The following is a 14,403-nucleotide window of genomic DNA, read 5'->3' on the forward strand; positions in this document are numbered from 1 at the left end:
ACGTTTTTTCCGGGGTTTTGCCCCGCGTGTCGCGCGTTCTGATAGGCGCATTGCTGTGCGCGGGTTTCGGCGCGGCGACGCCCGCAGCGGCCGCCGAGAAAGTGCTGCACGTTCTCGCATGGCCCGGCTATGCGGACCCGGACGTCGTGAAGGCGTTCGAAGCGCGCTACGGCGCGAAGGTCGAGGTCACGCTCGTCGATTCCGATGAGGCGCTGTGGGCGCAGATGCACAGCAAGGGCGCGCCGCCGTTCGACGTACTCGCCGCCAACACCGCCGAAATCCGTCGCTATGCGCAGGCGAATCTGCTCGCGCCGCTCGATCTCGCGAGTCTGCCGAATACGAAGAAGCAGTTGCCGCGTTTCCAGGCGCTCGGCTCGATCGACGGCCTGACCTCGGCGGGCAAGGTATACGCGATTCCGTTCACGTATTCGTCGATGGGACTCATCTACGATCGCAAGCAGATTCCGGTTGCGCCGCATTCGATGCTCGAACTGTGGAACCCGCGCTATCGTGGCAAGGTGCTCGACTTCAATAGCGCGCAGCACAACTTCTCGTTCACCGCGCTTGCGCTCGGCTATCCGCATCCGTTTCAACTCGACCCCGCGCAGATGCGCACGATCGCGCACAAGCTCGTCGATCTGCGCCGCAACCTGCTGACCTACTACACGCTGCCCGAGGAGGCGACCGCGTTCTTCATCCAGCACAAGGTCGCGTTGATGTTCGGCAACTACGGCACGCAGCAGGTGCAGTTGCTGCGGAGTGCGGGCGCCGACGTCGGCTACGTGATTCCGGACGAAGGCGCGCTCGCGTGGCTCGATTGCTGGTCGATGACGCGCGCGGCGAGCGACCAGCCGCTCGCGCTCGAGTGGATCAACTACATGCTCGAGCCGAGCGTGAGCGCGTTGCTGACACAGCGCCAGGGGCTCGCGAACACGCTGACCGAGCCGGCCGAAGGCAGCGCCAACGCGCACATCGTCTGGATCAGTCCGGTGGAAGATATCGAGCGCCGCGAGCAACTGTGGACGCGCATCGTGTCGGGCGACCGTTCGGAGCGCTTCTGATGCTGCATCGCGGCCTGACCTTCAAGCTATCCGTGCTGCTCGCGTGCATCGGCGTGCTGGCGTCGGGCGCGACCGGCTATTACGCGTATCGCGCGAATCGCACGATGCTGGTCAACGAAGCGGAGCACAGCCTGCAGACGTCGACGGAGCTGCTCGGCCAGCGCATCGCGGTATCGATCGACGACGTCGCGGCGGACGCGCTCGTGCTCGCGACGATGCCGTCGTCGGTGAGCGTCGCGCAGACCGACGACGGTATCGGCCCGAACCTCGGCCGCGAGCGGCTCGCGCAGGTGTATTCGAGCTTCATGCTGCACCACCCGGAGTATCTGCAGGTGCGGCTGATCACGCGGCAGCATCACGGTCTCGAACTGATCCGTTTCGATCGCGATAGCGATGGCCTCGTGCGTGTAGAGGGTGACGATTTACAGGAAAAAGCTCAGTTTCCCTACGTATTCGAAACGCTCGCGTTTTCGCCGGGCCGCATCTACACGTCGCCGATTTCGGTCAATCACGAATCCGGCACGCATGCGGCGCAAGGCAAGCCGACGCTGCGTCTCGGCACGCCGATCGCGGATGCGCGCGGCACGGTGGTCGGCGTCGTCGTAATCGATGTCGATCTGGCCGGCATGCTGCGGCGTTTGCAGAGCGATCTGCCGAGCGACTATCAGGTCTATCTGGCGAACGAGTGGGGCGACTTCCTGATCCATCCCGACGCGTCGAAAACCTTCGGTTTCGACCGCGGCCGTCGCGTGCTGATGCAGGACAGCTTCCCGGCCACGAAGCAGCTGTTCGAGCAACGCCAAAGCGAGGTGCTCATCAACGGTCTCGCGAGACCCGGCGAGGCGGCCGGCCGTGTGCTCGCGTTCGTGCGGCGGCCGTTCGGCGGTTCCGAGGGCAACCGCTTCATCGTGCTCGGTCTCGCCAAGCCGCTCGAGGACGTGCTGACCGGCGCCAATCAGCTCGGCACGCGGATCATTCGCATGGTGCTGGTGTTCAGCGCATTGTCGGTACTGCTGGCGATCCTGTTCGCGCGAGCGCTGACCAAGCCGCTGCATCTGCTCGCGTATGCGGCGACGCACCTGTTCGCCGACCACGCGATGCACACCTTGCCGCTCAAACGCACCGACGAAATCGGCGTGCTCGCGCGCTGCTTCGAGCGTTTGCGTTGCGAAATCCGCGCGCAGATGGATACGCTGCACAGCAAGCAGAGCGAGCTCGTGCATCTGGCCTCGCACGACGTGCTGACCGGCTTGCCGAACCGCATGCTGTTCATGCAGAAGCTCGAGAACGCGATCGAGGAGGCAAGCTTCCGCCGCGAAGGCCTCGCCGTGCTGTTCGTCGACCTCGACCGCTTCAAGCAGATCAACGATCAGTTCGGTCACTCGGTCGGCGACAAGGTGCTGGTCGCGGTCGCACGCCGTCTGAAGGACGTGCTGTATGCCGGGGACGTGGTCGCGCGGCTGGGCGGCGACGAATTCATCGTGCTGATCGAAGGGCAGCGCGCGGCCGAGGTCACGCCAGAAATCGCCGAGCGCATCATGGACGCGCTGAACGAAACGCTGACCGTCGACGGCAATAGCATGACGGTCGGCGCGAGCATCGGCATCAGCGAGTTCCCGCACGACAGCGGCAATGCCGAGGAACTGCTGCTGAACGCCGATGCCGCGATGTATGCGGCGAAATCGGGTGGCCGTTGCGCGTATCTGCGCTATCAGGATCTGCTCGCCATGCGGCTCGACGAACAGGCTGGGCAGGCGAGGGCTGCCCAGGCCCAGCTCGCCCAGGCGCACGCCGCGCGCGATGCGACCGAGGGGCGCGAGGCGGAGCCCACCGCGTGACGCGGTTTTACCCGCGCCGCTGAGGGTTTTCTATTGCCACGCCGCGATCGCGCCGCGAGCGCCTTCTTGCTGCAACTGTAGCAACGCGTGATCGAGCGTCAGGCGCGCTCAACCAGCCCACTCAAACGATCCGCACCCCTGCGCGATAAGTCGCGCGCGGCACCGGGAGCTTGTCGAGCATCGTCACGCGCACGAGATCCGCGCGCAGGCCGGGCTCGATCGCGCCGCGGTCCGTGAGACCGGCGGTGCGCGCCGGCTCGGCCGAGACCGTTGCCATCGCGCGCGGCAGCGACCAGCCCGCTTTTTCGACGAGATCGAACACCGCGGTCAGCAAGCTCGACGGCACGTAATCCGACGACAGAATGTCGAGCAGGTCCGCGCGCGCGAGTTCGAGCGCCGACACGTTGCCCGAATGCGAGCCACCGCGCACGATGTTCGGCGCGCCCATGATCGTCGCGATGCCATGCTCGCGCGCGGCTTGCGCGGCGATCCGCGTGGTCGGGAATTCGGCGAGCACGATGCCCTCGGCCTTCGCCTGTTCGACGTGCTCGATCAGCGTGTCGTCGTGGCTCGCGACCGGAATGCCGAGCCGCCGGCAACGCGCGACGATCTCGCGGCGGTGCTCGTCCGCGTAACGCTCCTGTTCGACCGCGAGTTCGGCGAGCGTGCTCGCGACACGCTCGTCGCTCATCTTGCCGTTGCGCTCCTGGAAGCGGCGCCATTGCTCGCGGTCGTGCCATTGGCGCTGGCCCGGCGTATGGTCCATCACCGACGCGAGCCGCAGCAGCGGATGCGCGCACAGCGAATCGAATACCTCGAGCACGTCGGCGGTCGCGATCTCGCAGCGCAGATGCAGAAAGTGCTCGGCGCGCAGTAGTCGACGCGTGGACAGCCGCAGCAGCGAATCGGCGCATTGCGTTTGCACATCGCGGTTACGCAGCCCAACGCTCGAGCGCGAGCCGATGGCGAGCGCGTCGAATACCGTCGTGATGCCGGCTGCGGCGACCTGCGCGTCGTGAATCACGAAGGCCGCGTCGGTATTCCATTCGACGCCGGGACGCGGCACGAGGTGCTTCTCGAGGTTGTCCGTATGCAGTTCGATCAGACCGGGCAGCAGATAATCGCCGTCCCAGTCTTCGGCGTCACGCGCCAAACCCGCGCCGCGTTCGACGTCGCGAATCACGCCGTCTTCCACGCGCACGGTGCCAATGAATTCTTCGTCTCGCGTCACGATGCGAGTGTTGCTGATCAACATCGACTTGCTCCGTAGTCAGTCGGGACTGGTGTCAATTTAGTGCCGCAGCGGCGGCCGCAGTTCCAGGCGGCGCGTCGCGACCTTGTTGCGGGTCTCTTCGTCGTGAAAGATACCAACGATCGCCGCGCCGCGCTCGCGCGCCTCGACGATCAGATCGGCCACAACGTCGCGGTTTTCCGCATCGAGCGAAGCGGTCGGTTCGTCGAGCAGCAACAGCGGATGTTCGGCGATCAAACCTCGCGCGATGTTCACGCGTTGCTGCTCGCCGCCTGAAAACGTCGCGGGCGCGAGGGACCACAAACGCTCGGGCACGTTGAGCCGCGCGAGCAATTCAGCGGCGCGCGCGTTTGCTTCAGGTTCGGCGACGCCGTGCAAGATCAGCGGCTCGGCGACGAGCGCAAGCGTCGGCACGCGCGGGATCACGCGCAAAAACTGGCTCACATAGCCGACCACGCGACGGCGCAGCCGCAGTATGTCACGCGGTTCGGCACGGGTGATTGCAATGGGGCGACCGTGATCGCTAGTGTCGCGAATCGCAATCGAGCCGGTGCTCGCCAGATAGTTGCCGTACAGACAGCGCAGCAGCGTGCTCTTGCCCGCACCCGACGGCCCGACCAGCACCACGCATTCACCGCGCTCGACCTCGAGCGACACGTTCGCGAGCGCGTCGATCCGCACGCCGCCCTGGCCGTGCAGCGTGAAAGTCTTGCCGATGCCGATGGCGCGCAGCATCAGCGCCGCGTTGTCGGCGAAAGCGCGCTCGCCGTGGCGTGCATCGCTGCCTGCTTCATTGACTACCTCAGTGACTACCTCAGTGGATTGCATCGTGAGCCTCAAACCGGCAGAACCGAGGAAACCAGCGTTTGCGTATAGGGGTGCTGCGGATCGTCGAGCACCTGATCGGTCAGACCCGCCTCGACGACTTCGCCCGCCTGCATCACCATCAGCCGATGCGCGAGCAGACGCGCGACGCCGATATCGTGCGTGACGATCAGCACCGACAGATGCAGCGTCGAGCTCAGCGTGCGCAGCAAATCGAGCAGACGCGCCTGCACGGACACGTCGAGACCGGCGGTCGGTTCGTCCATGAACACCAGACGCGGACCGGTGACGAGATTGCGCGCGATCTGCAGACGTTGCTGCATACCGCCCGAAAACGCGGCGGGGAATTCGTCGATGCGAGTGGGGTCGAGCTCGACGTGCTCCATCCATTGCGTGGCTGTGCGGCGAATCTCGCCGTAGTGGCGCGCGCCGACCGCCATCAACGGCTCGCCGATGTTGGCGCCGGCCGATACGCCGCTGCGCAGGCCATCGCGCGGATTCTGCTGCACGAAGCCCCACTCGGTGCGCGTCAGCAGACGGCGGCGCGGCTCGGACAGCGCGCGCAGATCGAGCGAGTCGCCATGCGATGCGGTGTAGTGCAGCGAGCCGCTATCGGCCTCGGTCTTCAGCGCCAGCGTGTTGAGCAGCGTGGTCTTGCCCGAACCCGATTCACCGACAATGCACAGCACTTCACCCGGATACAGATCGAAACTCACGTTGCGGCAACCGTTGCGGCCGCCATATTGTTTGGTGAGCGCGCGTGCGCTCAGAAGCGGCGTCATGCGGATTCTCCTTCGCGCGTGGCGTGGGGCAGCGGCGCTTGCGCTTCGATAGCGCCGTCGCCGTCGCTATCGCCATCGCCGCGCCGCCCGTGACAGTAGTCGCTGTCCGAGCACACGAACATGCGCGTGCCCGCATCGTCGACGATCATCTCGTCGAGAAAGCTTTCCTTCGATCCGCACAGCGCACACGCGTGCTGCCACTTCTGCACTTCGAACGGATGATCGTCGAAGTCGAGGCTGCGCACCGGCGTATAAGGCGGAATCGCGTGAATGCGGCGCTCGCGGCCCGCGCCGAACAGTTGCAGCGCGGCGTTCATATGCATCTTCGGATTGTCGAACTTCGGGATCGGCGACGGCGAGCTCAGATAGCGATGATTGACGATCACCGGGTAGTCGTACGTGGTCGCGATGCTGCCGTGATGCACGATGTCCTCGTACAGTTTCACGCTGATCAGCCCGTAATCGGCGAGCGCATGCAGCTTCTTGCATTCGGCGACGCGCGGTTCGAGCCGGTACAGCGGCTCGGGCATCGGCACCTGATAGACGAGGATCTGCCGCTCGGTCAGCGGCGTTTCGGGAATCCGGTGCCGCGTCTGGATGATCGTCGCTTCGCTCGTGTGCCGCGTGGTCGCCACACCCGTGGTGCGCGCGAAGAAGCGGCGGATGTTGACGGCGTTGGTGGTTTCGTCGGAGCCCTGATCGATGACCTTCAGCGTGTCCGTCCTGCCGATGATCGCGGCCGTCACCTGGATGCCGCCGGTGCCCCAGCCATACGGCAGCGGCATTTCGCGCGACGCGAACGGCACCTGGTAGCCCGGCACGGCGACTGCCTTCAGCAGCGCGCGGCGCAGCATGCGCTTGGTCTGCTCGTCGAGATACGCAAAGTTGTAGCCGTGCGCGGCGGTGTCGTATGAGGTATTGGCAACAGCGGTGTCGGGCGCGTTCATGCTGCCTGCTCCTTGTCGGTGGCGCGGCTTGTTTCATCGTTGCTGTGATGCTGCGCGCGCAAACGCCGCACCAGTTCCAGCTCCGCCTGGAAGTCGACGTAATGCGGCAGCTTCAGGTGCTGCACGAAGCCCGACGCCTCGACGTTGTCGCTATGCGACAGCATGAATTCGATGTCCTGCGTCGGTGACGCGAGCGTCTCGCCGAGTTCTTCGGCACGCAACGCGCGATCGACGAGCGCCATCGCCATCGCCTTGCGCTCCGAGTGGCCGAACGCGAGGCCGTAGCCCTGCGTGAAGGTCGGCGGCACCGTGCCGCTGCCCGCGAACTGGTTGATCATCTGGCATTCGGTGATGTCGATATCGCCGATGTCGACCGCTTCGCCGAGTTCGTCGAGGTCCATCTCGACCGCGATCGTGCCGAAGCGGATCTCGCCCGCGAACGGATGCGAGTGCGCGTAGCCGCGTTGCGTCGCATAGCCCATCGCGAGCAGAAAGCCTTCGTCGCCACGCGCGAGATTTTGCAGACGCGTCGCGCGGCTCGCCGGAAACGCGAGCGGTTCACGCGACAGGTCGCCGGGTTCCGCGCCGTCGGGTGTCGGGCGCTCCTGTTCGATCAGGCCTTCCTTGTCGAGCAGCGACACGACGCGCGGCATCGATTCCGCCTCGGGCGGCTCTTGCGGAACCGGCCCGCTGCCCCGCGTCACGTCTTGCTGCGCGTCCTCACCATCGGCCAGCAACGCGAAATCGAGCAGACGCTGCGTGTAGTCATAGGTCGCGCCGAGCAACTGGCCGCCGGGCAGGTCCTTGAAGGTCGCCGAGATGCGCCGCTCGACCTGCATCGTTTCGGTATCGATGGCGCGCGTATAGCCGAAGCGCGGCAACGTGGTGCGATACGCGCGCAGCAGGAAAATCGCCTCGACCAGATCGCCGGCCGCCTGCTTGATTGCGAGCGCCGCAAGCTCCTCGTCGTAGACCGAGCCTTCGGTCATCACGCGTGCGACCGCGAGCCGCAACTGCTCGCGAATCTGCGCGACGCTCAGTTCGGCGATTCGCGTATCGCCGCGGCGCGCTTTGTCGAGCAGGCGCCACGACGCTTCGATCGCGCGTTCTCCACCTTTGACGGCAACGTACATCAGTTCACCTTCGCTTCGGTTGTGCGCGGCAGGCCGATCACGCGCGGGCCGCAAACCAGATAACAGTCGATGCCGCACGGAAACAGCGGCGCGAGCATTGCGCGTTCTTGCCAGAACCGCGCGGGAAGACCGACCGGCGAAATCGTTTCGGCATCCAGAATGCCGGGGCCGCTCAGCGTGACCGCTGCGCCGCCCGTCAGCGCGTCGACGCGGATCAGCAACGTGGCCGATTGTTCCGGTGACTCGGCGCTGCCGGGCGCGAAGCTTTCGAGCGACGGCAACGCGTCGGCATCGTGCACATACACGAACGCGGCGTTGCCGGGCGCATCGACGAGCGGCGCGCCGGTATGAAAACGCAACGCCGACGCGAGCGCGGGATCAGGCTGCGCGAGCCACACCGGCGTCGCGTAGTCGCAGAGCGTCAGCAGTGCGGCAAACGCGGCGGGTTCGACCGGCGTGTTGCGCAACTCGGGCAGCACGTCGCGGATCACGCCGATCGTGCCGGGCCGCGACAACGCGTCGAGCAGCGTGCGAAACACGGCCTGGGTATCGTGGACCGGGTCCGCGAAACCCGGCGTCAGCGTGGACAACGCAATCGGTGAACGTTCCATCAGTCGCCTCGCACCATCGTGAAGAATTCGACGCGCGTCGCCGCGACGTCCTGTTGCTGTTGCGCGCCCCGGGCCTGCTGTTGCGCGGCGAATGGCTCGATCAATTGACGATGCAGGCTGTCGTGATGCTCGGGCATCTGCAGCAAGGCATCGGCGAGCGCGGCAAGTTCGGCGCGACGGCGGTCGCGTCCCAGATGACAGGCGACGCCGACGGTGGCTTCGGCGTCGCCGCTGGCATGCAGACGCAGCGTGGCGCGCGTAACCGTGGCTTCGCCGAGATTGAACGGATCGCCGCTGCCGCCGATGCGCCCGCGCACCATCGCGAGGCCGATTTCAGGGGGGCGCAGCCAGTCGTAGGCGGGGGTGGGGCGGCCTTGCAGCGCGCGTTGCAGCGCGGCTTCGAGGTCGGCGCGCGGCGTGCGCGCCAGCACGGCCATCCAGGCGCGCCGCGCCGCCGAAGACACGGCCGGCAACGGCGAAGAGGATGGTCGGGGCGGAACGGAACTCGGGCTCATCGGATTTCCTGTCGATCCAGCGAGTGGGCATTGAAGCATCTATGCTTATAAACGTCTAGACGTCTAGACGTTTATAAGCATAGTTGTCTGGACTGTTGTGCGCGGCGGACGTTCATATTTTCATCACGGCTCGCGCACTACAATGCACGTCATGGCGATCATTTGAACCGAAGGGAATGACAGCACCATGACATCGAACGACAGCGCGGCGCCGGCCACGACGCTCGAACGCGGCGCGGGCGTGGCCGTCTGGAGACAGATCGAACAGATTCTCGCCGCAGAGATCACGGCAAGCGGGTTCGGCGAAGAAGGGCGGCTGCCGAGCGAGGGTGAGCTGGCGAAGCGCTTCGACGTCAACCGTCACACGGTGCGCCGCGCGATGCTCGGCCTCGCCGCGCTCGGCCTCGTCAGCGTCGAGCAGGGGCGTGGCACGTTCGTGCAGCCCGGCGCGATCGACTATTCGATCGGCCGCCGTACGCGTTTCACCGAAAACCTGCGTCAACAACACCACTCGCCCGCGGGCACGATGCTGTCGGCCGCGCGCGTGAAGGCCGAGCCCAGTGTCGCGAAGGCGTTGGGTCTGCGCGCGGGCGCGGCGGTCTATCGCATCGAATCGCTGAACGAGTCGGACGGCGTGCCGCTCACGTACGCGCGCAGCTGGTATCCGGCCGCGCGTTTTCCGGATTTGCCGGAGGTCGTGCAACGCCTCGGCGGCACGACGAAAGCGCTGGCCGAATTCGGCGTGGACGATTATCTGCGCAAGTGGAGCCGCATCGGCAGCGTGCTGCCCGAGCCGGAAGTCGCGCGGCGGCTCAACATCAACCGTCAGCAGCCGGTGCTGTGGGTCGAGAACGTCGACGTCGATCTGCAGGGCACGCCGGTCAAATACGGCTTCACGCATTTCGCGGCCGATCGCGTGCAACTGCTCGTGGAGCATGACCTGTGAGCGGCCCCGTATGGAGTGCCGAAGCGCGCTTTGCGCTGTACTACGCGCCGTCGGTTGAATCGGCGTGGTGGCAGGCCGGCTCGACATGGCTCGGCCGCGACGCGCACAGCGGCGAGCGCCGCGCGCAGCCGCAGCCGCCAGGCCTGACGCGCCCGCTCGCCGCGCTGACCGACGCGCCGCGCCGCTATGGCTGGCATGGCACGCTGGTCGCCCCGTTCCGGCTCGGCGCCGGCGTCACGCAGCCCGACGTGCTCGCGGCCGCGCGAGCCTGGGCGCTCGCGCAGCGGCCGTTCACGTTGCCGGTAGAAGCGGCCACGCTGGGCGACTTCGTCGCGTTGCGACCGGCCGATGCAGATGGCGAGACGCGCATTGGCGAGCTCGCGTCGAACGCGCTGCAGTCGCTCGACAGGCTGCGCGCGCGGCCGTCGGCGGCCGATCTCGAGCGACGGCTCGCCGCGCCGCTCAGCGAACGCCAACGTGCGTTGCTGTTGCAATGGGGCTATCCGTACGTGTTCGACGAGTTCCGTTTTCATATGACGTTGTCCAGTTCGCTCGCCGATGCCGACGAGCGCGCGACGCTGATCGCATGGTGGCGGGAGCGCACGCCCGCGCTCGGGCCGCTCGCTGTCGATCAGGCCGCGCTGTTCGTCGAGCCGGCGGCGGGCGAGCCGTTCGTGCTTTGGCAGCCGCTGCCGTTCAGCCACGGCGCGCAACCTGGCGATCGCACGAACAAGCAGCAAGACGAGGTGAGCAGCCAATGACTGGGCGTTTGATCTATGTGATGGGGCCGTCGGGCGCGGGCAAGGATTCGCTGCTGCAGTTCGCGCGCATGCGGCTCGCCGGGGAGCCGCTCGTATTCGCGCATCGTTACATCACGCGGCCGAGCGGCAATGGCGAGGTGCATGTTGCACTAAGCGTCGAGGAGTTCGCCGCGCGCTCGGTGCTTGGCCTGTTCGCGCTCGAATGGTCGAGCCATTCGCTGCGCTATGGCATCGGCATCGAACTCGATGCGTGGCTCGCGCGCGGCTGCACGGTGGTCGTCAACGGCTCGCGGCAGTACCTGCAGCATGCGCTCGCGCGCTATCCACGCGCGGAGGTGGTGCACGTGAGCGCCGCGCCGCATATTCTCGAAGCACGGCTCGGCGCGCGGGCGCGCGAATCGTCGGAGCAGGTCGCGGCGCGGCTCGCGCGGCGCGCGCCGTTTGCGTTGCCGGCCGGCGTGCGCTGCACGACGATCGACAACTCCGGCGCGCTCGAAGAAGCGGGGCACGCATTGATCACGGTGCTCAAGGAGCAGGTGAGCGCGTAGCGCAAGCACGCGGCCTTACCGCACGGCTCCCATCCGCTCCCGCGTCACCTGCCGCAAACATGCGACGAACTGCTGCACGGCCGGCGTCGGCAGCAGATCGCGTCGCGAGATGATGCTCAGATCGTAGTTCGGCAGCGCGTCTTCGATCTGTGCGACGCGAATGCCGAGCGGCGCGACCCTCTGCGCAAGCGGCCGCGTGAAGCAACTGATCACGTCGGTCTGCGACACGAGCCCGAGCGTGACTGCAAACGACGAGGGCGCGCGCAGCAAGCGCTTCGGTACCGGCAAGCCGTGCGCGCTGAACATCGCCATCATCACGCTGTGCGGGAAGTGATCGGCGCCGACCGTGACGATCCACTCGGCGTCGAGCAGCTCGGACAGACGCGTGACGTTCGCGAGCGGATGGCCGGCGCGCATCGTGACGACGAACTGCGTCGAGTACAGCGGCACCTGCACCAGATCGTTATCCAATGCCAGAACGTGATGGATCGCCGCGAGATCGAGCGCGCCGTTGCGCAGACGCGCGAGCGCGTCGGGCACCGTCACTTCCTCCAGATGCAGACTCACGAGCGGCATCCGCTCGCGAAAGCTCGACACCGCATGCGGCAGTACCGTCAGCGCGAGCGATGGCATCGTGCCGACGCTGACCTTGCCGGCCAGTTCGCCCTTGACCTGCTCGACGGCCTCGACCGTGCGGCGCATGTCGCCGAGCAACTGCTCGGCGCGCGGCAACAGCGCGAGCCCGCACGCGGTCAGCTCGATGCCGCGCACGCTGCGCACCATCAGCTCGGCGTTGAGCGCGCTTTCCAGCTCGCGAATCGTATGCGTGACGGCCGGCTGCGTGACGCCAAGCTCACGCGCGGCGGCGCGCAGACTGCGGTGATGCGCGGCGGCGACGAAGGCCTGCAACTGCTGCAGCTTCATAAGGGTAACCCCGTATATAAGGCCTGTTAATCAGGGTGAAAAAAATAGCATCTTATTCGAACAAAACAGCGTGGCTATAGTGCGAGGCTACTCACTGGAGCGATACAAACTATGAACGAGACCCCGCGTTTGACCGAAGTGTCCGATCTGGAACCCGCCGCCGCGAGCCTGCGCGAGATTCGCCATCAGATTCACCACCATCCGGAACTCGCGTACGAGGAAGTGCAGACCGCGGCGCTCGTCGCGGAAAAACTCGAACAGTGGGGCTGGCAGGTCACGCGCGGGGTCGGCAAGACCGGCGTGGTCGGCACGCTGAAAGAGGGTGACGGCAAGCGCAGCATCGGCATTCGCGCGGACATGGACGCGTTGCCGATCATCGAACAGACCGGCCTGCCGTACGCGAGCGGCACCCACGGCAAGATGCACGCGTGCGGCCACGACGGTCACACCACGATCCTGCTCGGCGCCGCGCAACGTCTCGCGGCCACGCGCAATTTCTCGGGCACCGTGCATTTGTATTTCCAGCCGGCCGAGGAAAGCGGCATCGACAGCGGTGCGCTGAAGATGATCGACGACGGCCTGTTCGAGCGCTTCCCGTGCGACGCCGTGTTCGGCCTGCACAACCATCCGGGAGCCGAGCCGGGCGTGTTGCTGTTCCGCAAGGGACCGTTCATGTCGGCGGGCGACAAGGCGATCATCACGATCGAAGGCGTCGGCGGCCATGCGGCGCGTCCGCATCTGACCGTCGATCCGGTCGTGGTCGCCGCGAGCATCGTGATGGCGCTACAAACGATCGTCGCGCGCAACGTCGATCCGTCGCAGCCCGCCGTGGTGACGGTCGGCTCGATGCACGCGGGCACCGCGAACAACGTGATTTCCAGCAGCGCGCGGCTCGAGCTCAGCGTGCGCTCGTTCAGCCCCGAGGTGCGCGCATTGCTGAAGAGGCGCATCACTGAGTTGGCCGAGTCGCAGGCCGCAAGCTATGGCGGCAAAGCGCACGTCGAGTACATCGAAGGCTATCCGGTCGTCATCAATACGGATGCCGAAACGGATTTCGCGGTGCAGGTCGCGCGCGAACTGGTGGGCGACGACAAGGTGGTCGAGCAGACCGACATCCTGATGGGTAGCGAGGACTTCGCATTCATGCTGCAGAAGCGGCCGGGCACGTTCCTGCGCATTGGCAATGGCGTCGGCGAGGACGGTTGCATGGTGCACAACCCGCACTACGACTTCAACGACCGCAGTCTGCCGATCGGCGCGGCGTTCTGGGCGCGGTTGGTGGAGCGCTATCTCGCGCAGTGAGCGCTTGATGCAAACGACGCGGCGCGCACGAGGCGTGCGCGCCCGGCTGCTCATCACCGCGCGGCCAGAGCCACGAAGCGTTCATTAGCCGCGCCGCGCGACCATCTCCGAGACTGTCTGCGCGGCTCGCTGCAGCGGTTCCAGGAACGCCTTCACCATCTGTTTGGCCGAATTGCGCTGTGCGTTGCCGCTGATGTTCATCGCGGCGATCACGCGGCCCTGGCGATTGCGAATCGGCGCGGACAGCGAAATCAAGCCGCCTTCGAGCTCCTGATCGACGATCGCCCACCCCTGGCGACGCACCTGCTCGATCAGCTTCTTCAACTCTTGCTTGTCGGTGACGGTGCGCGGCGTGTGCGCGTAGAGCGGCGTCGAGTTCAGCGTGGCGTCGAGCGTCTCGTCGTCGAGCGAGGCAAGCAGCACGCGGCCCATCGACGTGCAGTACGCGGGCAGGCGGCTGCCGATCGACAGGTTGATCGTCATGATCTTGTGAGTCGGCACGCGCAGCACGTAGACGATCTCGGTGCGATCGAGCACGGCCGCGGAGCAGCTTTCGTGCACCTGCGCCGACAGGCTTTCCATCACCGGTTCGGCGAGATTCCAGAACGGCATCGAGGTCAGATACGCGAAGCCGAGGTCGAGAATCTTCGGCGTCAGACGAAACAGGCGTCCCTCGGCTTCCACATAGCCGAGTGTTTGCAGCGTCAGCAGGATCCGGCGCGCGCCGGCGCGCGTGAGGCCAGTCGCCGCGGCAACGTCGGTGAGCGTCTGCTCAGGCCGGGTCGCGTCGAACGCGCGGATGACCGCGAGGCCGCGCGCGAACGACTGCACGTACGAGTCGCCCGGTTTCTCCGGGGCCGGTTCGGCGTTGGCGGGCGCGACGGAAGACGGCGGCAGGGCTTTGCTCATGGACCTTGATCGTGGGTTCGGAAGAGTGCGTGCGAAGGACACGCGACGC

At 66.2% G+C, this 14,403-nt stretch carries 15 protein-coding genes; 6 read left to right on the forward strand and 9 right to left on the reverse strand.

Annotation, left to right across the window (positions count from 1 at the left end; genetic code table 11):
- The first annotated feature begins 17 nt into the window (after positions 1-17).
- Both F6X37_RS29575 and F6X37_RS29580 read left to right on the forward strand, forming a co-directional pair.
- Positions 18-1,061, forward strand: a complete 1,044-nt coding sequence (locus F6X37_RS29575) for an extracellular solute-binding protein (RefSeq protein ID WP_262420072.1) — start codon at positions 18-20, stop codon at positions 1,059-1,061.
- Positions 1,061-2,899: a diguanylate cyclase domain-containing protein gene (locus tag F6X37_RS29580; protein WP_187613752.1), complete on the forward strand. Its 1,839-nt coding sequence runs from the start codon at positions 1,061-1,063 to the stop codon at positions 2,897-2,899. The genes F6X37_RS29575 and F6X37_RS29580 overlap by 1 nt, the downstream gene beginning before the upstream one ends.
- A gap of 121 nt (positions 2,900-3,020) precedes the next feature.
- Here F6X37_RS29580 and F6X37_RS29585 read toward each other — a convergent pair whose 3' ends face one another.
- Genes F6X37_RS29585 through phnG form a run of 7 tightly spaced genes read right to left on the reverse strand, consistent with a single transcriptional unit; the run spans position 3,021 to position 8,964 of the window.
- Entirely contained in the window at positions 3,021-4,154 is a 1,134-nt protein-coding gene (locus F6X37_RS29585) for an alpha-D-ribose 1-methylphosphonate 5-triphosphate diphosphatase (RefSeq protein ID WP_187613753.1), read from the reverse strand.
- A gap of 36 nt (positions 4,155-4,190) precedes the next feature.
- The gene (gene phnL / locus F6X37_RS29590) at positions 4,191-4,979 is read right to left on the reverse strand and encodes a phosphonate C-P lyase system protein PhnL (RefSeq protein ID WP_187613754.1); all 789 of its coding nucleotides are present in this window, start codon (positions 4,977-4,979) and stop codon (positions 4,191-4,193) included.
- An 8-nt stretch (positions 4,980-4,987) separates the two neighbouring features.
- Positions 4,988-5,758: a phosphonate C-P lyase system protein PhnK gene (gene phnK, locus F6X37_RS29595; protein WP_090809511.1), complete on the reverse strand. Its 771-nt coding sequence runs from the start codon at positions 5,756-5,758 to the stop codon at positions 4,988-4,990.
- Positions 5,755-6,705 carry an alpha-D-ribose 1-methylphosphonate 5-phosphate C-P-lyase PhnJ gene (locus tag F6X37_RS29600; protein WP_187613755.1) on the reverse strand — a complete coding sequence of 317 codons (951 nt, stop codon included), beginning with the start codon at positions 6,703-6,705 and terminating at the stop codon, positions 5,755-5,757. Before F6X37_RS29600 ends, phnK begins: the two co-directional genes overlap by 4 nt.
- Positions 6,702-7,838 carry a carbon-phosphorus lyase complex subunit PhnI gene (locus F6X37_RS29605; RefSeq protein ID WP_090809515.1) on the reverse strand — a complete coding sequence of 379 codons (1,137 nt, stop codon included), beginning with the start codon at positions 7,836-7,838 and terminating at the stop codon, positions 6,702-6,704. Before F6X37_RS29605 ends, F6X37_RS29600 begins: the two co-directional genes overlap by 4 nt.
- Positions 7,838-8,449, reverse strand: a complete 612-nt coding sequence (gene phnH / locus F6X37_RS29610; protein ID WP_184060655.1) for a phosphonate C-P lyase system protein PhnH — start codon at positions 8,447-8,449, stop codon at positions 7,838-7,840. Before phnH ends, F6X37_RS29605 begins: the two co-directional genes overlap by 1 nt.
- The gene (phnG, locus tag F6X37_RS29615) at positions 8,449-8,964 is read right to left on the reverse strand and encodes a phosphonate C-P lyase system protein PhnG (protein WP_187613756.1); all 516 of its coding nucleotides are present in this window, start codon (positions 8,962-8,964) and stop codon (positions 8,449-8,451) included. Before phnG ends, phnH begins: the two co-directional genes overlap by 1 nt.
- A 187-nt stretch (positions 8,965-9,151) precedes the next feature.
- Between phnG and phnF the strand changes: the two genes are divergently transcribed.
- From phnF to phnN, 3 genes are read left to right on the forward strand one after another with little or no spacing between them, the layout of a single operon-like run.
- Positions 9,152-9,910, forward strand: a complete 759-nt coding sequence (phnF, locus tag F6X37_RS29620; RefSeq protein ID WP_090809521.1) for a phosphonate metabolism transcriptional regulator PhnF — start codon at positions 9,152-9,154, stop codon at positions 9,908-9,910.
- The gene (locus F6X37_RS29625; protein ID WP_187613757.1) at positions 9,907-10,671 is read left to right on the forward strand and encodes a DUF1045 domain-containing protein; all 765 of its coding nucleotides are present in this window, start codon (positions 9,907-9,909) and stop codon (positions 10,669-10,671) included. The genes phnF and F6X37_RS29625 overlap by 4 nt, the downstream gene beginning before the upstream one ends.
- Positions 10,668-11,219, forward strand: a complete 552-nt coding sequence (gene phnN / locus F6X37_RS29630) for a phosphonate metabolism protein/1,5-bisphosphokinase (PRPP-forming) PhnN (RefSeq protein WP_090809526.1) — start codon at positions 10,668-10,670, stop codon at positions 11,217-11,219. Before F6X37_RS29625 ends, phnN begins: the two co-directional genes overlap by 4 nt.
- A 15-nt stretch (positions 11,220-11,234) precedes the next feature.
- Here phnN and F6X37_RS29635 read toward each other — a convergent pair whose 3' ends face one another.
- On the reverse strand, positions 11,235-12,143 hold the full coding sequence (locus F6X37_RS29635; RefSeq protein WP_187613758.1) for a LysR family transcriptional regulator: 909 nt from the start codon (positions 12,141-12,143) through the stop codon (positions 11,235-11,237).
- A gap of 111 nt (positions 12,144-12,254) precedes the next feature.
- Here F6X37_RS29635 and F6X37_RS29640 point away from each other — a divergent pair, with 111 nt between their 5' ends.
- Positions 12,255-13,445: a M20 aminoacylase family protein gene (locus tag F6X37_RS29640; protein WP_187613759.1), complete on the forward strand. Its 1,191-nt coding sequence runs from the start codon at positions 12,255-12,257 to the stop codon at positions 13,443-13,445.
- Between the two features lie 84 nt (positions 13,446-13,529).
- Here F6X37_RS29640 and F6X37_RS29645 read toward each other — a convergent pair whose 3' ends face one another.
- Complete coding sequence (locus F6X37_RS29645; protein WP_018424811.1) at positions 13,530-14,354, reverse strand: IclR family transcriptional regulator; 825 nt, start codon at positions 14,352-14,354, stop codon at positions 13,530-13,532.
- Positions 14,355-14,403: the final 49 nt, after the last annotated feature.

This window comes from Paraburkholderia sp. 31.1, assembly GCF_014397645.1.
GTDB lineage: Bacteria > Pseudomonadota > Gammaproteobacteria > Burkholderiales > Burkholderiaceae > Paraburkholderia > Paraburkholderia tuberum.

Coding starts and splice junctions, on each gene's coding strand:
- F6X37_RS29580 (WP_187613752.1), top strand. CDS start 1,061: ATGCTGCATCGCGGCCTGACCTTCAAGCTATCCGTGCTGCTCGCGTGC.
- F6X37_RS29585 (WP_187613753.1), bottom strand. CDS start 4,154: ATGTTGATCAGCAACACTCGCATCGTGACGCGAGACGAAGAATTCATT.
- phnL (WP_187613754.1), bottom strand. CDS start 4,979: ATGCAATCCACTGAGGTAGTCACTGAGGTAGTCAATGAAGCAGGCAGC.
- phnK (WP_090809511.1), bottom strand. CDS start 5,758: ATGACGCCGCTTCTGAGCGCACGCGCGCTCACCAAACAATATGGCGGC.
- F6X37_RS29600 (WP_187613755.1), bottom strand. CDS start 6,705: ATGAACGCGCCCGACACCGCTGTTGCCAATACCTCATACGACACCGCC.
- F6X37_RS29605 (WP_090809515.1), bottom strand. CDS start 7,838: ATGTACGTTGCCGTCAAAGGTGGAGAACGCGCGATCGAAGCGTCGTGG.
- phnH (WP_184060655.1), bottom strand. CDS start 8,449: ATGGAACGTTCACCGATTGCGTTGTCCACGCTGACGCCGGGTTTCGCG.
- phnG (WP_187613756.1), bottom strand. CDS start 8,964: ATGAGCCCGAGTTCCGTTCCGCCCCGACCATCCTCTTCGCCGTTGCCG.
- phnF (WP_090809521.1), top strand. CDS start 9,152: ATGACATCGAACGACAGCGCGGCGCCGGCCACGACGCTCGAACGCGGC.
- phnN (WP_090809526.1), top strand. CDS start 10,668: ATGACTGGGCGTTTGATCTATGTGATGGGGCCGTCGGGCGCGGGCAAG.
- F6X37_RS29635 (WP_187613758.1), bottom strand. CDS start 12,143: ATGAAGCTGCAGCAGTTGCAGGCCTTCGTCGCCGCCGCGCATCACCGC.
- F6X37_RS29640 (WP_187613759.1), top strand. CDS start 12,255: ATGAACGAGACCCCGCGTTTGACCGAAGTGTCCGATCTGGAACCCGCC.
- F6X37_RS29645 (WP_018424811.1), bottom strand. CDS start 14,354: ATGAGCAAAGCCCTGCCGCCGTCTTCCGTCGCGCCCGCCAACGCCGAA.